General features: G+C 75.1%; 18 protein-coding genes and 1 riboswitch. Of the genes, 6 read left to right on the top strand and 12 right to left on the bottom strand.

What is annotated here, in order from left to right; translation table 11 throughout:
* Positions 1–152: 152 nt before the first annotated feature.
* The 5 genes from amaP to ACFYYR_RS21295 form a co-directional block, all read right to left on the bottom strand.
* Positions 153–752 (bottom strand): alkaline shock response membrane anchor protein AmaP, encoded by a 600-nt coding sequence (gene amaP, locus ACFYYR_RS21275; RefSeq protein WP_388855609.1) that lies wholly within the window; start codon positions 750–752, stop codon positions 153–155.
* A gap of 8 nt (positions 753–760) precedes the next feature.
* Positions 761–1,522 (bottom strand): DUF6286 domain-containing protein, encoded by a 762-nt coding sequence (locus tag ACFYYR_RS21280; protein ID WP_388855612.1) that lies wholly within the window; start codon positions 1,520–1,522, stop codon positions 761–763.
* Entirely contained in the window at positions 1,519–1,914 is a 396-nt protein-coding gene (locus ACFYYR_RS21285; protein WP_388855616.1) for an Asp23/Gls24 family envelope stress response protein, read from the bottom strand. Before ACFYYR_RS21285 ends, ACFYYR_RS21280 begins: the two co-directional genes overlap by 4 nt.
* A 246-nt stretch (positions 1,915–2,160) precedes the next feature.
* Positions 2,161–2,352, bottom strand: a complete 192-nt coding sequence (locus ACFYYR_RS21290; protein ID WP_388855619.1) for a hypothetical protein — start codon at positions 2,350–2,352, stop codon at positions 2,161–2,163.
* Between the two features lie 126 nt (positions 2,353–2,478).
* Positions 2,479–2,964: an Asp23/Gls24 family envelope stress response protein gene (locus ACFYYR_RS21295; protein ID WP_388855621.1), complete on the bottom strand. Its 486-nt coding sequence runs from the start codon at positions 2,962–2,964 to the stop codon at positions 2,479–2,481.
* 191 nt (positions 2,965–3,155) lie between these two features.
* On the opposite strand from ACFYYR_RS21295, the gene ACFYYR_RS21300 reads away from it, so the two are divergent.
* Positions 3,156–4,049 carry a nucleopolyhedrovirus P10 family protein gene (locus ACFYYR_RS21300; protein WP_388855624.1) on the top strand — a complete coding sequence of 298 codons (894 nt, stop codon included), beginning with the start codon at positions 3,156–3,158 and terminating at the stop codon, positions 4,047–4,049.
* Between the two features lie 127 nt (positions 4,050–4,176).
* Here ACFYYR_RS21300 and ACFYYR_RS21305 read toward each other — a convergent pair whose 3' ends face one another.
* The 4 genes from ACFYYR_RS21305 to ACFYYR_RS21320 form a co-directional block, all read right to left on the bottom strand.
* Complete coding sequence (locus ACFYYR_RS21305; protein WP_388855627.1) at positions 4,177–4,962, bottom strand: enoyl-CoA hydratase/isomerase family protein; 786 nt, start codon at positions 4,960–4,962, stop codon at positions 4,177–4,179.
* A gap of 141 nt (positions 4,963–5,103) precedes the next feature.
* Positions 5,104–5,325 carry a helix-turn-helix domain-containing protein gene (locus ACFYYR_RS21310; protein ID WP_019709629.1) on the bottom strand — a complete coding sequence of 74 codons (222 nt, stop codon included), beginning with the start codon at positions 5,323–5,325 and terminating at the stop codon, positions 5,104–5,106.
* Between the two features lie 400 nt (positions 5,326–5,725).
* Positions 5,726–7,324, bottom strand: coding sequence for an ABC-F family ATP-binding cassette domain-containing protein (locus ACFYYR_RS21315; protein WP_388855631.1), 1,599 nt, complete (start codon positions 7,322–7,324; stop codon positions 5,726–5,728).
* A gap of 250 nt (positions 7,325–7,574) precedes the next feature.
* Positions 7,575–8,276, bottom strand: coding sequence for a hypothetical protein (locus tag ACFYYR_RS21320; protein WP_388855634.1), 702 nt, complete (start codon positions 8,274–8,276; stop codon positions 7,575–7,577).
* Positions 8,277–8,657: 381 nt separating this feature from the next.
* Here ACFYYR_RS21320 and ACFYYR_RS21325 point away from each other — a divergent pair, with 381 nt between their 5' ends.
* Positions 8,658–9,065 (top strand): VOC family protein, encoded by a 408-nt coding sequence (locus tag ACFYYR_RS21325; protein ID WP_388855637.1) that lies wholly within the window; start codon positions 8,658–8,660, stop codon positions 9,063–9,065.
* A 218-nt stretch (positions 9,066–9,283) separates the two neighbouring features.
* On the opposite strand, the gene ACFYYR_RS21330 is transcribed toward ACFYYR_RS21325, so the two are convergent.
* The 3 genes from ACFYYR_RS21330 to ACFYYR_RS21340 all read right to left on the bottom strand — a co-directional run bounded on the left by ACFYYR_RS21330 (position 9,284) and on the right by ACFYYR_RS21340 (position 12,834).
* On the bottom strand, positions 9,284–10,777 hold the full coding sequence (locus tag ACFYYR_RS21330; protein WP_388855640.1) for a hypothetical protein: 1,494 nt from the start codon (positions 10,775–10,777) through the stop codon (positions 9,284–9,286).
* Positions 10,778–10,965: 188 nt separating this feature from the next.
* Positions 10,966–12,093 carry an alpha/beta hydrolase family protein gene (locus tag ACFYYR_RS21335; RefSeq protein ID WP_388855643.1) on the bottom strand — a complete coding sequence of 376 codons (1,128 nt, stop codon included), beginning with the start codon at positions 12,091–12,093 and terminating at the stop codon, positions 10,966–10,968.
* 75 nt (positions 12,094–12,168) lie between these two features.
* Positions 12,169–12,834, bottom strand: coding sequence for a class II aldolase/adducin family protein (locus ACFYYR_RS21340; protein WP_388855646.1), 666 nt, complete (start codon positions 12,832–12,834; stop codon positions 12,169–12,171).
* 526 nt (positions 12,835–13,360) lie between these two features.
* Here ACFYYR_RS21340 and ACFYYR_RS21345 point away from each other — a divergent pair.
* The 4 genes from ACFYYR_RS21345 (at position 13,361) to ACFYYR_RS21360 (ending at position 17,956) form a co-directional block, all read left to right on the top strand.
* Entirely contained in the window at positions 13,361–14,650 is a 1,290-nt protein-coding gene (locus ACFYYR_RS21345; protein ID WP_388855649.1) for an anion permease, read from the top strand.
* Between the two features lie 17 nt (positions 14,651–14,667).
* Positions 14,668–14,904 carry a hypothetical protein gene (locus ACFYYR_RS21350; protein WP_388855652.1) on the top strand — a complete coding sequence of 79 codons (237 nt, stop codon included), beginning with the start codon at positions 14,668–14,670 and terminating at the stop codon, positions 14,902–14,904.
* Positions 14,905–15,112: 208 nt separating this feature from the next.
* Positions 15,113–15,244: riboswitch (cobalamin riboswitch) on the top strand.
* A 163-nt stretch (positions 15,245–15,407) separates the two neighbouring features.
* Positions 15,408–16,391, top strand: coding sequence for a cobalamin biosynthesis protein (locus tag ACFYYR_RS21355; protein ID WP_388855655.1), 984 nt, complete (start codon positions 15,408–15,410; stop codon positions 16,389–16,391).
* Positions 16,388–17,956, top strand: a complete 1,569-nt coding sequence (locus tag ACFYYR_RS21360; protein WP_388855659.1) for a cobyric acid synthase — start codon at positions 16,388–16,390, stop codon at positions 17,954–17,956. The genes ACFYYR_RS21355 and ACFYYR_RS21360 overlap by 4 nt, the downstream gene beginning before the upstream one ends.
* Positions 17,957–18,005 lie beyond the last annotated feature (49 nt).

Genomic DNA, 18,005 nt, shown 5'->3' on the forward strand with positions numbered 1-18,005 from the left:
TAGGTCGGCGGTGTCGTCGTCGGCGCCCTTCCCGGAATCAATCTGCGCACCCCCCCCCCCCCCCCCCGGCCCCCCCCACCCCCGAAACCCACCACACACCCGCACCCAACAAACAAGGCCCCCGCACAAACAAACCCCAGCAGCGCGCAGCGCTAAAGCACCCGCTCCGCCCCATGCCGCACAGCCGTCACCCGCACCTCCGCCGGCAGCACCGCCAGCCCCGCCGACTCCCGCGCATGCCCCAGCGCATCGCCCGTCAGCCGCCCCACCGCCTCCGCCGGCCCCGCATGGGGCTCCAGCACCATGCCCACCTGCGCCTCCGGCGCGGTGCGATGGCGCCCCGTCAGCCGGACGTCCACCCGGGACACACCGTCCATGGCCTCGGCCTCGGCCGAAACGGCGGCTTCCAGCGCCCGCGCCCGCAGCAGCGCCCCCTCCCCGTCCCCACTGTCCAGGAGCGTCTCGCCGAGCCGGTGCTTCCGCAGCTGGGCCAGCAGCCACCACAGCGTCAGCACGAGCAGCACACCCAGGACCGCGAAGACGACCGGCCACCACCAGCCGTCGTCCTTGTAGCGGGTCCGCCCCGCCGCGCTGAGCACCACGTCGTCGGGCCCCCGGAAGGGCCACCAGCCGGGCAGGGTGAAGCCCCAGTGCCGGGGCAGGTCCAGCGCGCCGACGAGCACCGCGCCGCCCAGGGCGAACAGCGCGAGTCCGGCGAGCCCCAGCAGCACCCGGTTGACCTTCCTGAGCATGCGTCACATCACCTCTTCGCCGCGCGCCGTACGTGCACGGACAGGGCGGGCCGGCGGGCCAGGCCCAGCTCCCGCAGGCCGTCCGCCGTCGCCGTGTCCACGTCCTTCCGTACTTCGTCCAGCTCCCGGAAGTGCGCCCGGGCCCGGATCGTGACCCGGCGGCGGCCGACGGCGGCCCGCACCGACTGCACCCCGGGCACCTCCATGACCCGGTCGCGCAGCACGAGCGCGGCGGCGTTCCGGTAGAGCCCGGCCCGTACGTGGTCCGCTCCGGGGACGCCGGCCGGGCGGCGCATCGGCAGGAGGGCCCGCAGCCCCGGGGTGAGCGCCAGCACGAGCAGCCAGAGCCCCACGGCCATCGCGCCGGCCGCGCCGCCGATCATCCAGGGGTTGTCCAGTGGCCGTTCGGCGAGCTGGTCGGCGAGCTCCCGGCGCCAGGCCATCGCGGACCGGCCCGCCCGGACGGCGGCCACGTCGTACAGGGTCAGCGCCACCCCGGCGACCGCGAGGAGCGCGACGACACCGGCCGGCACCCTTCGCGCGGACCAGAAGCGCCGGTTCCGCTCCTTGTCGCCGCCGCCCTCGTCCGTCGCGTCGGATCCGGACCGCTCGGGGCCCGAATCGCCGGGGCCCGAATCACCTGGGCCCGAGTGCCCGCGGCCCGAGTCACCGGGGGAGGCGGCGTGTTCGCCCGTCCCCGGGGAGGACTCGGGTCCGACGGTCGGCAGCCGCCGGGTGGTCCGCTCGTCGCGCGCGTCGTCCCCGGTCATTGCACCCGCTCCCCGTCCGCCCGGGCGGTGTGGGCGGAGTGCAGCCGTTCGACGGTCACGGAGACCTCGGGAACGTGCATGCCGGCCAGGGCCCGTACGCGTTGGGCGACCGAGCGGCGCACCGCGCGGCACTGTGCGCCGATGTCGCAGGGGTAGCCGAGTTCCACGGCGAGCCGTACCCGCGCTTCGCCCAGCGGGCCGCGCACATCCTCGTGCTGGGTCGCGGCGCGCACCGAGACGGTGGCATGGGCCCCGCGGCCGGTCGGCACCCGGTGGGCCTCGGGAGCCGTGCGCAGCACCTCCCGCGCGGCCTGCGAGGCGATCTTGGCCACGACCCGGTCGGCGACCCGGGTCGAGCCGCGCACGCCGGGCGGCACCGGCGGCTCACCCACACCCGCACCTGCACCCGCACCCGCACCCGCACCCGCAGAACCGGATCGCGCCCCAGCCTCCGCAGGCCCCGCATCCGCAGAACCGGGCGTCCCCCCGGGGCTCTGGCCCCGCCCCGGCCCGTACTTCGGCCCGCGCCCCTGTACCGGCTGACGCTCCTGTCCCTGCCGCTCCTGTCCCGACTGCCGCCCGGTTCCGGGCTCCCGCTCCGGCCCCGGTCCCGCGGCGGCCCCGTTCGCCACCCGCGCTCACCGCCGCCGCTGTTCGCGTTGGCGCGGCCGGAAGAAGTCCCCGGGCTCGAGGTCGCCGTCCAGGAACCGTCCGGCCACGAACCCGACCGCTCCCAGCGCGGCCACCAGCAGGAAGGCACCGAAGCCGCCGAAGTATCCGGCGAAGCCCAGCGCCATTCCGGCGATCAAGCCGACTGCGGCCATGTTCATCGTCCGCTCCTTGCGCTTGCGGCCCGCTCGCGGCCCGCTGCTGTACGGGTGGCTGCTGCTCGGCGGCCACCCCTCACTGACTGCGCCACCCCTCACTACGGTGCGGCCTCACTGACTGCGCGGCCCTCACTGGATGCGCGGCTGCTCCTCGTCCTCGTCCTCCTCGTCGGGCAGCTTCACATCGCTCACCGCGATGTTCACCTCCACCACGTCGAGGCCGGTCATGCGCTCGACCGCGGAGACCACGTTCTCCCGTACGGCACGGGCCACGTCCGTGATGGAGACGCCGTAGTCGACGACGATCTCCAGGTCCAGCGCCGTCTGCACCTCGCCGACCTCGGCCTTGACGCCGCGGGTGACCGACTTCCCGGCTCCCGGCACGCGTTCCCGGACGGCGCCGAAGGTGCGGGAGATGCCGCTGCCCATCGCGTGCACCCCGACGACGTCCCGGGCGGCGAGGCCCGCGATCTTCTCGACCACCCCGTCGGCGATGGTGGTCCTGCCGCGCGACGCCGGGTCTCCCCCGCCGCGCCGGGCCCCGGTGGCACGCCGGGGTTCGACCGTCTCGGTCGTGGTCGTCTCGGGCCGGTTCCGCTGAGGGGCATCGGACATCGCCGGTCACCTTCCGAGGGGGAGGAAGGAGCGGCATCCCGCTCCGCCGCCCACACTATGTGCGTTTGTCAGGTTTCGCCCCAGGGTTGTGGCAGGCGTGGGACAGGGGCTTTCCGACGAATGGCGCACCCGGCCGTCCCGTCGCGCGTGCGGCAGGCTGTACAGCAGCAGAGGGATGGAGGTGAGCGACGATGACGGCGGACGGCTGGATCCACGCGGTCCGGCACCAGCTCGGCCTGGGCCGGCTGCTCCCGCTCGGCGGACCACGGGACGGCGCGTGGATCACGGAGCACGCGGCTGCAGAAGTACTGCGGCAGGCGGTCGCCCCGGTGGAGGGTGTCCGGCTCGGCCGGCTGCGCATCTCCCTGGTGGACCCGGGCTCGGCGGACGCGCCGCCGGCCCCTCACCCGCCCAGCGCCCTGCCCCCCGGACCGCTGCGCATCGAGGCGGATTTCGCGGCCGCGATGCGGCTGCCGCTCCACGAGGCGGCGACCCGGGCCCGCGAGGCACTGCTCACCGCCGCGGAGGACCGGCTGGGGCTGACCGTGACCGAGGCGGACCTGCGTGCCACCGACCTCCTGGACGAACCGTCCCCCACCTCCGGCGGCCCCGGCCCGGCGGAAGCGGAACCCTCACCCCGTCGGCCGGACGTGGACACCCCGGCACCGCAGGGGCCGGCCTCGACGGAGACGGCCGGAGCACCGCGGCCGACGGACGTTCCGCAGCCGGCCGGACCGCCGGAGGCCGCCGAATCCGGGGCGCCGGCCCCCTCGGCGACGGCGCCCCGGTCGCCGGAGCGGTGGGGCGACGTCACCGCGGCCGCCTGCGCCGTGCCCGGGGTGATCCGGCTCGCCGCGGCCCTGGCCGGACCCGCGGTGCGGGTCGAGGACCGGACCCGCCCCGAACAGCGTCATGTCCAGGTGCAGTTGGCGGTCTCCGCCGACCACCGGACGCTGGACATCGCCCGCGCGGTGCGGACGGCGGTGACGATCGCGGCGGCGCTGGAGTCGCCGGGGCCGGTCAGGGTGGCGGTCGTCATCACGGCCGTCGAACCGGGACCGGGCCGCCGGCCACCGCACTTCTGACGGCGATCCCCCGCGCAGGCAGCCGCCGACCGCTCCCCCGCGCACGCTCCCGTCGACCGTCCGCGGTCCGGTGACGTACGCCGCCGGGCCCCTCGGCGCCACCCCGGCGGCGCCGCCCGCGCCCCGCCTACTCGGCGATGCCCGCCAGGTCGCGGAGCCGCCGCGCCTGGGCCGCCCGCTCGGCCCGGCGCTGCTCCTCGTACGTGCGCTCGCCCGCGCCCCGCAGGAGCGCCTTGGTCTCGATCACCGCGTCGCGCGGCGCGGCCAGCAGCGCGGCCGCCAGGTCCGCGACGGCGCCGTCGAGCTCGCCGGCCGGAACGACCAGGTTGGCCAGGCCCGTCCGCTCGGCCTCGGCGGCCTGGACGTACCGGCCGGTGGCGCAGATCTCCAGCGCGCGGGCGTAGCCGACCAGGGAGACGAGCGGATGCGTGCCGGTGAGATCCGGGACGAGCCCGAGGCTGGTCTCGCGCATGGCGAACTGCACGTCCTCCGCGCAGACCCGGAGGTCACAGGCGAGGGCGAGCTGGAAGCCCGCACCGATGGCGTGCCCCTGCACCGCGGCGATGGTGACGATGTCGTTCCGCCGCCACCAGGTGAACGCCTCCTGGTACTCGGCGATGGTGTCGTCGAGCTCCGTGTCGGAGCCGCGCGCCAGGTCGATGAACGAGGGCTCCCCGTCGAAGCCCTCGGGGGTGAACGCCTGGCGGTCGAGCCCGGCCGAGAAGGACTTGCCCTCTCCGCGCAGCACGACCACCCGGACGGTGCCCGGCAGCAGGCGCCCGGTCTCGGCGAGGGCCCGCCAGAGAGCGGGCGACTGGGCGTTGCGCTTGTCGGGACGGGCGAGGGTGACCGTGGCGACCTGTGCCGCGTCGTCCACGGTGAGCCGTACGCCGTCCTTGTCCAGCAGGGTCATGAGGTGCCTCCGGGTGGGCGCAGTCAACCAGCCCTCCCGGGTCGGTACTGTCCCGGGAAGCTGCGATTACTGCACAGTAACCACCCGGGCGACCGCGCGATCGACCGGGTGGTCACCACCACCCCTGCCGGGGGTGCCTCGTCAGGCCGAAGTGGCCTTCTTACCTCGTGTGGCTCCGCCGCGACCACGGAGGGTCACGCCGGACTCGCTGAGCATCCGGTGAACGAATCCATAGGAACGGCCCGTCTCCTCGGCCAGCGCCCGGATGCTCGCACCGGAGTCGTATTTCTTCTTCAGGTCAGCCGCGAGCTTCTCGCGCGCGGAACCGGTCACCCGGCTGCCCTTCTTCAGAGTCTCGGCCACCCGTGCCTCCTCATGGGAAGTGCGCTCTGTGACTCTCATGATCACCCCTTGCGGGCTTCCTGGCCACCCATTCGGCAAGGTCTGTGCCACATCGTTTCCTGTCCGAGCCCGCATCGAGGCGCCCGGAATGCAAGGTTCCGAACGATCGAACGGCCGTCACTGTCCGCAGTCATCGACGAAGGAGCAGGTCAGCGGTGTTACGTATGCCACAGTTCATGGCGCGCGGCGGTCGGCTGTTGTAGGGACCACGAATTTCCGGCCCCGCGAGGAAGGCGCGCCGGAGTACGAACCGGGCTCACCCAGATGATGGATCACCCATCGGCCGAATGATCCAGAAGCGCGACGGGAGGCCGGGAGCCGCCCCGGGACCGGGCGAGCCGCCCGGCCCGGGGCCGCCGGGTCAGGCCAGGGCGACGAGGTCCGCGTAGTCCGGGCCCCACAGGTCCTCGACGCCGTCGGGCAGCAGAATGATGCGCTCCGGCTGGAGGGCGTCGACCGCGCCCTCGTCGTGGGTCACCAGCACCACGGCGCCGGTGAAGGTGCGCAGCGCACCGAGGATCTCCTCGCGGCTGGCGGGGTCGAGGTTGTTGGTCGGCTCGTCGAGCAGCAGCACGTTGGCGGACGAGACCACCAGCGTCGCCAGGGCCAGCCGGGTCTTCTCACCGCCGGAGAGCACCCCCGCCGGCTTGTCGACGTCGTCGCCGGAGAACAGGAAGGAACCCAGGGTCTTGCGGATCGCGACCAGGTCGAGGTCCGGCGCGGACGAGCGCATGTTCTCCAGCACGGTGCGGTCCGGGTCGAGGGTCTCGTGCTCCTGGGCGTAGTAGCCGAGCTTGAGGCCGTGGCCCGGGGTGACGGAGCCGGTGTCCGGGGTCTCGACCCCGCCGAGCAGCCGCAGCAGGGTGGTCTTGCCGGCGCCGTTGAGGCCCAGGATGACCACGCGGGAGCCCTTGTCGATGGCGAGGTCGACGTCGGTGAAGATCTCCAGGGAGCCGTAGGACTTCGACAGGCCCTCGGCGGTGAGCGGCGTCTTGCCGCACGGCGCCGGGTCGGGGAAGCGCAGCTTGGCGACCTTGTCGGACTGCCGGACCTCGTCCAGGCCGGCGAGCAGCTTCTCGGCGCGGCGCGCCATGTTCTGCGCGGCCACGGTCTTGGTCGCCTTGGCCCGCATCTTGTCGGCCTGGGAGTTGAGCGCGGCGGCCTTCTTCTCGGCGTTGGCGCGCTCGCGCTTGCGGCGCTTCTCGTCGTCCTCGCGCTGCTGGAGGTACTTCTTCCAGCCCATGTTGTAGATGTCGATCTGAGAGCGGTTGGCGTCCAGGTAGAACACCTTGTTGACCACGGTCTCGACCAGGTTGATGTCGTGGGAGATCACCACGAAGCCGCCGCGGTAGGTCTTGAGGAAGTCGCGGAGCCAGAGGATCGAGTCGGCGTCGAGGTGGTTGGTCGGCTCGTCGAGCAGCAGGGTGTCGGCGTCGGAGAAGAGGATCCGGGCGAGCTCGACACGGCGCCGCTGGCCGCCGGAGAGGGTGTGCAGGGGCTGGCCCAGCACCCGGTCGGGCAGGTTGAGGCTGGCGGCGATGGTGGCGGCCTCGGCCTCGGCGGCGTACCCGCCCTTGGTGAGGAACTCGGTCTCCAGCCGCTCGTACTTCTTCATCGCCTTTTCGCGGGTGGCGCCCTGCCCGGTGGACATCCGCTGCTCGTTCTCGCGCATCCTGCGCAGCACGGTGTCCAGGCCGCGGGCGGAGAGGATGCGGTCGCGGGCGAGGACGTCGAGGTCGCCGGTGCGCGGGTCCTGCGGCAGATAGCCGACCTCACCCGAGCGCGAGATGGTGCCGCCGGCCGGGATGCCCTCGCCGGCCAGGCACTTGGTGAGGGTGGTCTTGCCCGCTCCGTTGCGGCCGACGAGGCCGATGCGGTCGCCCTGGGCGATGCGGAAGGAAGCGGACTCGATGAGGACTCGGGCGCCTGCGCGCAGCTCGAGGCCGGAAGCGGTGATCACGGAAAGACTCCAGGGCAGGTTTCGGGCGTCGGGACGGACGGGCGAAGTCGGGCGACGCCGTCTAATGCACAAGGAGAATTGCCATGCGGGCCAGTCTAGCGGGGCGGCGCAATGTCATTTCCGCGGAGCCCCGTTCCCCCTGCTCCGGTCCCCCGTCCCGGGCGCCGGCCGGCCCGCCGGGCGCTCGGGCCTGACCTGTGCGGGTGCGTCCCGTGGCGGCCGGCACCGCTGCCGGCCCCACTCGCCGTACTCAGGCGCGGGGCGGGCCGCCGGGGAGCGTCGGCGCCGTGTCGGTGCCGTCGACGGCGACCAGCTCGGCCGTCCACGGCGGGTCGGCGCCCCCGCGGGGCCGGATGCAGGGCTGGGCGATCAGCAGCGCGGGGCCGTTGCGGACCGTCCGGCGCGGCGCGAAGGAGCAGCCGGGGCGGGCGGGCAGCACCCAGCGGAGATCGCCGTCCGCGCTGCGATAGGCGGTGACGCGCCGCGGGGTCAGCACCGCGAGCAGCCGCCACCCGGGGCCGAGGGGGCGCAGCACGGCCCCGGCGCGCCGGACGACCCGGTCGGTGAGCGGGTTGGTGGCGCCGGGGACGCTCCGGTGCCAGCGGACCGCGGTGGGCCCCGTGTCGGTGACCATGCCGTCGTTCCAGAGGGTGAAGGAGTGGCCGGGCACGGTCCGTACGGTGACCGGGCGGCGGCCGGACCGGGCGTACGTCCACCGGCGGGCCCCGCTCACCGGGTCGCGGGCCTCCACGGACCGGTCCGTCATGCGCAGCACCGGCTGCGGGAGCGGGCCGGGCGCGGCAGCCGCGGCGGGGTGGAGGGTGAGCCGGTCGCCGTAGGGGGCGGGCCGCTCCCACAGCGCGGCGGCAGCGAGTGCCAGCACCAGCAGAACCGCGGCTACGGGGAGGGCCAGGTACGCGGTGCGGGTGCAGTCCGTGGCCCCGGCCGACATGGCGCAGAGCGTAGACCCGCGGTGCGGGACGGACCGGGCGGCCGGGGCGACACGGCGGGCGGAGCCGGGCGCATCCGCCCGTTCGGCCGCTGCCGGTGGCCACGACCAGCGGCCGGCGAGCCGCCGCGCCTTGTCGGGGGCGCGCCCCGGGGCCGCCACACACCGCGGCTGTGACGTACTTCACTCATACTCGTGGGTGGGCAGCCGCCCCCGGCGGGCGGTCGACGGCGGGTCCGTCGCGCCGGCCACAGCCCCGCCCGGTGCCCTGCCGCCTTGACGATGCCGCGCGGCGCCCGCGCGCGGCGGCGCGGTCCGGGGCGAGGGGCGCGGCGGAGCGGGACGAGGAGCGCGGCGGAGCGGGTTCGACGAGGAGTGAGCGCCATGGCAGAGAGCAACCGGCCGACCATCCACCCCACGCTGCTCTACGCGGACGCCCAGGCGGCCATCAAGCTGCTCACGGAGGCGTTCGGCTTCACGGCCGACGCCGTGTACACGGGCGAGGGCGATGTCGTCACCCACGCCGAACTGAGCTGCGGCAACGGCGTGGTGATGCTCGGCTCGAAGGGGCGGCCCGGGGTCTTCGCCGAGGCGATGCGGGACGCCGGGCCCGCCGGGATCTACGTGGTGGTCGAGGACATCGACGCGCACTACGAGCGGGCCGCCGCGCACGGCGCGGAGATTCTGATGCCGCCGACCGATCAGGACTACGGCTCGCGCGACTACATGGCGCGGGACGCCGAGGGCAATGTGTGGAGCTTCGGCACCTACGCCCCGGCCGGAGCGGCGTAACCGCCCTCCGCGGGGCGGCTTCCGGGCCTTCCCGGGGTGCGACGCCCTGGGCCGGGCGTACGTCCTCGGTGGGCTCCTCCCGAACGCGGCGTCGCGCCCGGCGTGATGCGGGGTCCGTACCGAACGGACCGGGCGGGGCCCCGGCGGTGCGGGTTGGTCTCCCGGCGCCCGTGCCCGGGAGACCGGCGGCGGGCTGCCGGGGCGCGCCCCCGCCTCGCTCAGACCCCGCCGGTGTGCACCTGGAAGGCGGCGCGGCGGACGGCCTTGGCGAGCGCCGGGTCCGGGTGGGCCGCCGCCAGGGCGACGAGCACCTGCACCGTGCGCGGGTGGCCGACGGCCCGTACCTCCTCGAGCAGGGCCGGGACCGTGCCCTGCACCGCTGCGTCGAGATGGCGGACCAGCAGCGGGCTCTCGCCGTGGTCGGCGACGGCCGCCGCGGTGTCGACCCACAGCCAGGTGGCCTCCTCTCGGGTGAGCACCGCCAGGGTGTCCTCCGGATCGCCGCCTTCCTGTTCGGCCAGCCACAGCAGGGCGTAGGGACGGAGGTACGGCTCGTCGACGGCGTCCCGCACGGCGGGCTCGGCCGGGGCGCCGACGACGCGCAGCGCCTCGAAGGCGAGTCCGCGGAGCAGGGCGTCGTGGCCCCGGGCCGCCGCGAGGAGTTCGCTCACGGCGCTGCCCACCGGGCGGGCCGCGAGCCAGGCGCGGTACTCGGCGCGGGCGGGCCCGGGGGTGAGCCGGGCGCAGCCGCGCAGCATGTCCTCGGCGGACTGCTCGATGTTGCCCGCCGGGCTCTGGGCGGCCACACAGATCTGTTCGAGCTTGACCCAGACGGCCCAGTTGCCGAGCGGGGTGAGCGTGGCCTGGTCGCCGTCGAGGGTGAGCGCGCCGACGGAGGCCAGGGCCTCGAGGGCCCAGTCCAGCAGGGCGGCGGGCGGCGGGCCGTCCGCGGCGGGCGGCTCGGCCTCGGTGACGCGCCGTCCGGTTGCGGTGCCGGCGGCGCCGCTGCCGGCTTCGGCGATGCCGGCCCGGTCGGCGCCGGCTTCGGCAGCAGTGACTTCGGCGGGGGCTTCGGCGGTGGTGTAGGCGGGGACCTCGCAGCGCTCGGTGCGCAGTTCGGCGACGCGCTGTTCGAGCAGGTCCATCAGCGCGGACAGCAGCACGGGCCCGGCCGAGAGCTGCAGCAGGGAGAGGAGCTGCGGGACGGCCTCCACCACTTCCCCGACGACGGTGGGGGCGAAGGCGGCGGGCACCGGGTGGGCGAGCGACCAGGCGTCGAAGAGCGCGACCCAGCCGCGCAGCACGGCGCTGTCGTCGCCGTCCCACGCCTGGAGCCGCCAGCCGGGGCGGGCGGTGTCGCCGCAGAGCTCGACGAGACCGGCGAGGCGTGCGCGGTCCCAGTCGGTCCGTACCTGTGCCGGAGTCAGCTGCAGGGCCGCTGCGGCCCGTTCGGCCGCGTCGTCGCCGAGGGCGCCGGTGCCGCCGGGCCGCAGCCCGGTGCCGCCCGCTGCGTCCGCCCAGCGCGCGACCCGCACGGCGCCGGCCAGGCCGGCCCGCGCCTGCCGTGCCAGCTCCGCGGGTGCCGGAGTGCCCGCGGGGGGCCGGGGCGCCGGCCGGGCCCGGTGGTTCGTCACCGCCTGACGGGCAGCGGTGGCGATCGGCCGTCGGGGGACGAGGCGGAGCCTGGAGTCGCGCGGAGTACGGGACGTCACAGGAGCAGTCTTCCCGCTGACGGCCCGAAAGCCCAATCGGAATCCGTGCGCGGGGTCTCGCGCGCGCCGAACCGCAGGTCACAGCGGCGCGTGAGGCGGGGGCACGGACCTCTCCGGGCGCCGCCGTCGCCCTGTGCGCGCCGGAGTCCGCGCACGCGGACGGGACCGGGAAGCGGGGGCGGGGCGGGTCACATGAGCGGCGTCAGGAAGCGCCGCAGGGCCTCCTCGTAGCCCTGCGGGTCGGCGTTCCACATCGCCGCGTGGGGGGCGTGCGGCACGGTGTGCAGGGTGACGAGGTCGGGCCGGCGCTCGGCGAGCGCCCGGGAGGTCTCCCAGGGGGCGATGGTGTCGTCCGGGCCGTGCAGCAGGAGGGCCGGTACGGACAGGCGCTCCGGATCGGCGGAACCGCCGAGCAGGTCGCCGTCGAGTCCGAGCCGGCCCTGCGCGGCGCGGACGGCCAGCGGCAGCAATGGCCTCGGGGCTCCGGCGGCGGACGCGAGCGCGCCCACGGTCGCCCGCCAGTCCAGGACCGGGGAGTCCAGGACGAGCCCGCTCAGGAGGTGCCGCAGGGGGGAGTGCGCGGCGGCGATGAGTGCCATGGTGGCGCCGGTGGACCAGCCGTACAGCACGATGTGCTCCGCGCCGTATCGGGCCGCGTAGCTCATGCCCGCGTCCAGGTCGCGCCACTCGGTGGCGCCGAAGTGCTGGATGCCGTCCGGCGGACGCGGGGCTCCCAGGTCGCCGCGGTGGCCGAGGTCCAGTACGGGGAAGCGGTGCCGGTGGAGGAAGGGCATGACGACCATGGGGTGTTCGCGGCCGGTGCCGAGGCCGTGCACGGTGATCACCCAGGTGTCGCGGGCCCCGGGCACGAACCAGGCGGGGAGCGGCCCGCGGTCACCGGGGACGTCGACGTCGGCGTGGTCGAGGCCGAGCGCGTCGCGCGGGTTGCCGATGTGCACCTGCGGGGTGAGCCACAGCCGGGCGCCGGGGCCGGGGCTGCCGTGGGTGACCCGCTCCAGGCGGCGGACGACGACGTCCGGGGCGTGCGGCACGCCTTTCAGGACCGGTCCGACGACGGCGTGGGTCCCGCCGCCGGTCAGACCGTAGGTGCCGGGCCGCAGGGCGGTGAGGCTGCGGGTCAGGGCGATCCGGCCGTCGGCGACGCCGTGCACAGTGAGCGGCGGGTCGGCGGGCAGCGGGCGCAGCCGGTGGGGCTTGAGGGCGGCGTCGCTGGCGTACCGGCCGGCCGCCACGGCGGCCGCACCGGCCCCGAGCACGGTGAGGGCGGCCCCGGCCGCCGCTGTTCGCAGGCCCATCCGCTCAGTGTGAGCGGGGGCGGGGCGGGCGGCCAGTGGGCGTCCGCGGCCGGGTGAGCGCCGGGTGCCGGGGCGTCAGTCCCGCCGCGGCTGCCCGTAGCCGCGCAGCTTCTCGCCGGCCTCGTGGAGTTGGCCGGCGGACAGCAGGCTCGGCGTGTGGCCGGGGACGGACCGGGCGGCCAGCCAGACCCGGCACATCCACTCCAGCTGGGCGGTGCGGTCGTAGGCCTGGGCGAGGGTGGCGCCGTGCACGACGGTCCCGTGGTTGCGCAGCAGACAGGCGGTGCGCTCGTGGAGCGCCCGGAGCATGTTCTCGGCCAACTCGTCGCTGCCGTAGAGCGCGTAGGGGGCGACCCGGACGGGGCCGCCGAGGGCCGCGGTCATGTAGTGGACCGGCGGGAGCTCGTCGACCAGCAGGGAGACGGCGGTGGCGTGGACGGCGTGGGTGTGCACCACCGCGGCGGCGTCGGTGCTGCGGTAGACGGCCAGGTGCATCGGCACCTCGCTGGTCGGCTCCAGCTCGCCGAGCACCCGACGGCCGTCGAGGCCGACGCCGACGGCATCCTGCGGGGTGAGCCGGTCGTAGGGCACGCCGGTCGGGGTCACCAGGACGGTGTCGCCGACGCGTACGGACACATTGCCCGAGGTGCCGACCACGAGTCCGTCGGCGACCGTCCGCCGTGCCGTGGCCACCAGATCGGCCCATGCCTCTTCGATGCGGGCGCGCTCGGTCTCGGTCAAGGCCCTCACCTCCGCGGCCGATCCTGTCAGGTACGGGACATCGACTCGCGCACCGGGCGCCGACCCGGCCGGAAACCGCTCCGGAACAGGGCATGGAACGGGACGAACAGTGCGCCGGGGCGAACCTGAGGGGGCATCACGCACCCTCGGGGCGATTTACTCCATATGGCATCAGATGTACACCCATGAAGGGATTCGCGACCGCCGGTCTCACTCCCCCGCGTCCGCCCTCGATGACCGGTCACGCCCCCTCGATGCCACACGCGCCGCTTCATTTTCCGGTCGCGCGCCGGCCATGGGAGATTTCCGGAGGACGGAGCGCGTTCCGCCGGCGGCCTCGCAGCTCACACGGCTCACCCACAGCGGAATCCAACGCTCCGGAGAACCCCCGGCGGACGAAGGGGAACGGCCCCTTCCGGGCACCCCGAAAGGGTGACACTCCAAACACCCCTTCAGTTCACCTTCCGTTCACTCGCCGTCTCTACGTTCGCCGTGCCACTGACCAACGAGCTGATTGCCTGGGTGAATGGAACACATCACGCTTCTCATCGGGATCGTGATCATCACGGCCTTGGTGTTCGACTTTACGAACGGCTTCCACGACACCGCCAACGCCATGGCCACCACCATCTCCACCGGGGCGCTCAAGCCCAGAACAGCGGTGGCGATGTCGGCGGTCCTCAACCTGATCGGCGCTTTCCTCTCCATCGAGGTCGCCCGGACGATCTCCGGCGGCATCATCGACGAGGGTTCCGGCATCCGGCCCGAAGTGATCTTCGCGGGGCTGGTCGGGGCCATCATCTGGAATCTGCTGACCTGGCTGGCGGGGCTCCCCTCCAGCTCGTCGCACGCTCTGTTCGGCGGTCTGATCGGCGCGACCGTCGCGTCCGTCGGCTTCGGCGCCGTCAACGCCGACGCGGTCGTCATGAAGGTCCTGATCCCCGCCGTCGCCGCCCCGCTCGTGGCCGGCATCGCCGCGATGGTCGCGACCCGGCTCACCTACCGGCTGGCCCGGAACCAGGACGAGCAGGAGACCGCCAAGGGCTACCGCGCCGGACAGATCGCCTCCGCCGCGCTGGTCTCCCTGGCGCACGGCACCAACGACGCGCAGAAGACCATGGGTGTCATCACCCTGGCGCTGATCACCGGCGGCGCGCTCGCCCCGCAGGCCGACCCGCCGATGTGGGTCATCGTCTCGTCCGGTGTCGCCATCGCGCTCGGCACCTACCTGGGCGGCTGGCGGATCATCCGCACCATGGGCAAGGGCCTCACCGACATCCAGCCGCCGCAGGGCTTCGCCGCCCAGACCGGCGCCGCGACCGTCATCCTCGCCTCCTCGCACCTCGGTTTCGCGCTCTCCACCACCCAGGTCTGCTCCGGCTCGGTCATGGGCTCCGGCCTCGGCCGCAAGGGCGGGGTCGTCCGCTGGTCGACCGCGGGCCGCATGGTGGCCGCGTGGGGTCTCACGCTTCCGGCCGCCGGTCTCGTCGCGGCGGCCGCGGCGCTCCTCGCCGGCCAGGGCACCTGGGGGGTCGCCGCCGTCGCCGTCCTCGCGCTCGTCGCCTGCGGCGCCATCTGGGCGCTGTCCCGCCGCAAGCCGGTGGACCACACCAACGTCAACGAGACCGCGGCCACCGAGCCGCCGGGCGTCGTCACCGCCGCCCTCCGCACGGTCTCCCCGCCGCCGGTCGGCTCCGCGGTCTCCGGTGAGGCGTCCGACGCCGCCACCGGCGCCCCGGTCGCCGGCGTCGCCGCGCAGGGCACGGCCCCGCAGAGCGCGCAGGCCGGCCAGTCCGCCGCCAAGGTCACGGTCTAGGTAAGGAACCCATCGTCATGAACATCGACTGGGCAGCTCTCGGCCAGGTCTTCGGCGTCAGCCTCGTGGTGACCGTCGCGCTCGTGGGCCTGTTCACCCTCGGCATCGTCGGCACCTCCCGCCGGACGCGGACCCAGCCGGACGGCACCGCCGCGGTGTCCGCCCCCGGCTCCCTGGCCCGGACCGGCGCCTACGTCTGCTACGGCCTGTGCCTGGCCGCCGTGGCGTACGGCATCCACCTGATCGTCTCCTGACGGGCCGGGGCGAACGGCCCCGCCCGCAACCGGTCCGCCGGGCCGGACAGCGCACGCCGCGCCGTCCGGCCCGGCGGATCGTCGTGTGCGCCCGAGGAGGGCCCGGCCGCCCGCTGTGGGCCGCGGCACACTCTCCCGTCGCAGGTCAAGCGCAAGTTGACGGGCCTTCGCGGCCCGTGGTGGACTGCCGGGGCCCAACGGCGGCAGGAGAGGAAGCCGGTGCAAGTCCGGCGCGGTCCCGCCACTGTCACCGGGGAGCGCACCCCCACCCGAGATGTCACGGCCCGCACCGACGGGCTGGAAGGCCGGGGGACGCGCCGATCCGGGAGCCAGGAGACTCTCACCGCCGGTACGTCGAGCCAGGGCGCGGACCCTGAGTGAGGACGATCGCGATGCCCGGCTGTTCCCGTACGCCAAGAGCCGTTCCCGGATGTTCCCGCCGAGGCGCGACGGCCGGCTGATCCGATGCGTGCCCATCACGCCCGGAGGGGACGGATCGCACGGTGAGGGGACGACACGGACTCGCCGCCGCGGGCGCGGCCGGCCTCGGTACCGCCCTGGGCTTCGCCGCCGACCTGGTTCTCGGTGACCCGCGGCGCGGTCACCCCGTCGCCGCGTTCGGCCGGACCGCCGCGGCCGTCGAGCGCCGGCTCTGGCGCGACCACCGCGGGGCCGGCGCACTGCACACCGCCCTGCTCGCCGGCGGCGCCACCGCGGCCGCCGCCGTACTCGCGCGCACGCTGCGCCGCTCCCCCGCCGCCACGGCCGGGCTGACCGCCGCCGCCACCTGGGCGGTGCTGGGCGGGACGTCGCTGGGCCGGGAGGCGCGTGCCGTGGGCGGCGCGCTGGCCGCCGGGGACCTGGAGGTCGCCCGCGAGCGGCTGCCGCATCTGTGCGGCCGGGATCCGCAGGCCCTGGACGGGCAGCAGATCGCCCGCGCCGTGGTCGAGTCGGTCGCCGAGAACACCTCCGACGCGGTCGTGGGCGCCCTGGTGTGGGGAGCCGTCGCCGGAGTGCCCGGCCTCGTCGGCTTCCGCGCGGTCAACACCCTCGACGCGATGGTGGGCCACCGGTCGCCGCGCCATCTGCGGTTCGGCTGGGCCGCGGCGCGGCTGGACGACGTGGCGGGCTACCCCGGTTCACGGCTCACCGCCGCGCTGGCGGTGCTCGCCGGACCGGATCCGCGGGGCGCCTGGCGGGTGCTGCGCCGGGACGCCCGGCGGCACCCCAGCCCCAATGCCGGACCGGTCGAGTCCGCTTTCGCGGGGGCGCTCGGCGTCCGTCTGGGCGGCACCCTGGCCTACCGCGGCCGGGTCGAACACCGGCCGGTGCTCGGCGGGGAGAACCGTCCGGTGGCGGTGCCGGACATCGAACGCGCGGTCCGGCTGTCCCGGCGCGTCAACGCCCTGGCCCTCGCGCTCTGTGTCGCGGGCGGCCTGGTGCGGAGCCGCCCGCGGCGCCCGGCCGCCGGAAGGGGGAGCGGATGAACGGGCCGGACGCACACCGGAGAGGCGGCGGGCTGCTCGTCGCCGGAACCACCTCCGACGCCGGGAAGAGCGTGGTCACCGCGGGGATCTGCCGGTGGCTCTCCCGCAAGGGGGTGTCCGTCGCGCCGTTCAAGGCGCAGAACATGTCGCTGAATTCGTTCGTCACCCGGGAGGGCGCGGAGATCGGCCGGGCGCAGGCCATGCAGGCCGCCGCCGCCCGCGTCGAGCCGAGCGCCCTGATGAACCCGGTGCTGCTCAAGCCCGGGAGCGACCGCAGCAGCCAGGTGGTGCTGCTGGGGAAGCCGGTCGGGGAGATGAGCGCCCGGGGCTACTTCGGGGACGCCTCGGGCACGCCGGGGCGGCAGCGGCGGTACACCGACCGCGGGCAGCTCCTGGAGACCGTGGTGGAGTGCCTGGAGGAGCTGCGGGGCACGTATGACGCGGTGATCTGTGAAGGAGCGGGGAGTCCGGCGGAGATCAACCTGCGGCGCACGGACATCGTGAACATGGGCCTGGCCCGGGCGGCCGGGCTGCCCGTGGTCGTCGTCGGGGACATCGACCGCGGCGGGGTGTTCGCCTCGTTCTTCGGCACGACGGCGCTGCTCGCCCGGGAGGACCAGGCGCTGGTCTCCGGCTATCTGGTCAACAAGTTCCGCGGGGACGTCTCCCTGCTGGAGCCCGGCCTGGACATGCTGCACGGGCTCACCGGGCGGCGCACGCTCGGCGTCCTGCCGTACGCGCACGGGCTGGGCATCGACGAGGAGGACGGGCTGCGGGTGTCGCTGCGCGGCACGGTCCGCGAGTCGGTGGTCGCGCCGCCGCACGGGCAGGACGTCCTGCGGGTCGCGGTCGCCGCGGTGCCGCTGATGTCGAACTTCACCGATGTGGACGCGCTGGCGGCCGAACCCGGCGTGGTGGTGCGCTTCGTGGACCGGCCGGAGGAGCTGGCCGACGCGGACCTGGTGGTCCTGCCCGGCACCCGGGGCACCGTGCGGGCCCTCGCGTGGCTGCGGGAGCGGGGCATCGCCGACGCGGTGGCGCGGCGGGCCGCGGAGGGCCGTCCGGTGCTGGGGATCTGCGGCGGCTTCCAGATGCTGGGCGAACGCATCGAGGACGAAGTGGAGTCGCGGGCGGGGACCGTGGACGGGCTGGGACTGCTGCCCGTACGCGTCCGGTTCGCGCCCGGGAAGACGCTGGCGCGGCCGGTGGGCGAGGCGCTCGGCGAACGGGTCGAGGGCTACGAGATCCACCACGGCGTGGCCGAGGTCGGGCCGGCGGACGAGGAGTTCCTGGACGGCTGCCGGGCGGGGTCCGTCTGGGGGACGCACTGGCACGGCTCGCTGGAGAGCGACGGGTTCCGGCGGGCGTTCCTGAGCCGGGTCGCGCAGGCGGCCGGGCGGCGCTTCGTCCCGGCGCCGGACACCTGCTTCGCGGCGCTCCGCGAGGACCAGCTGGACCGGCTCGGCGACCTGATCGAGGAACACGCCGACACGGACGCGCTGCTGCGGCTGATCGAGTCGGGGCCCCCGCCGGGGCTTCCCTTCGTCGCCCCGGGGGCGCCGTGACGGGCCGGCGGGAGAGGTGCCGAGGGGCGGCCGGACGACGGATCAGTGA

This window comes from Streptomyces sp. NPDC001922 (assembly GCF_042891165.1).
Lineage (GTDB): Bacteria > Actinomycetota > Actinomycetes > Streptomycetales > Streptomycetaceae > Streptomyces.

Bases quoted from the DNA above. Each gene is read 5' to 3' on its own strand.
- ACFYYR_RS21345 (WP_388855649.1), top strand. From the start codon at position 13,361: ATGGAACACATCACGCTTCTCATCGGGATCGTGATCATCACGGCCTTG.
- ACFYYR_RS21350 (WP_388855652.1), top strand. From the start codon at position 14,668: ATGAACATCGACTGGGCAGCTCTCGGCCAGGTCTTCGGCGTCAGCCTC.
- amaP (WP_388855609.1), bottom strand. From the start codon at position 752: ATGCTCAGGAAGGTCAACCGGGTGCTGCTGGGGCTCGCCGGACTCGCG.
- ACFYYR_RS21290 (WP_388855619.1), bottom strand. From the start codon at position 2,352: ATGAACATGGCCGCAGTCGGCTTGATCGCCGGAATGGCGCTGGGCTTC.
- ACFYYR_RS21295 (WP_388855621.1), bottom strand. From the start codon at position 2,964: ATGTCCGATGCCCCTCAGCGGAACCGGCCCGAGACGACCACGACCGAG.
- ACFYYR_RS21280 (WP_388855612.1), bottom strand. From the start codon at position 1,522: ATGACCGGGGACGACGCGCGCGACGAGCGGACCACCCGGCGGCTGCCG.
- ACFYYR_RS21335 (WP_388855643.1), bottom strand. From the start codon at position 12,093: ATGGGCCTGCGAACAGCGGCGGCCGGGGCCGCCCTCACCGTGCTCGGG.
- ACFYYR_RS21325 (WP_388855637.1), top strand. From the start codon at position 8,658: ATGGCAGAGAGCAACCGGCCGACCATCCACCCCACGCTGCTCTACGCG.
- ACFYYR_RS21360 (WP_388855659.1), top strand. From the start codon at position 16,388: ATGAACGGGCCGGACGCACACCGGAGAGGCGGCGGGCTGCTCGTCGCC.
- ACFYYR_RS21320 (WP_388855634.1), bottom strand. From the start codon at position 8,276: ATGTCGGCCGGGGCCACGGACTGCACCCGCACCGCGTACCTGGCCCTC.
- ACFYYR_RS21300 (WP_388855624.1), top strand. From the start codon at position 3,156: ATGACGGCGGACGGCTGGATCCACGCGGTCCGGCACCAGCTCGGCCTG.
- ACFYYR_RS21305 (WP_388855627.1), bottom strand. From the start codon at position 4,962: ATGACCCTGCTGGACAAGGACGGCGTACGGCTCACCGTGGACGACGCG.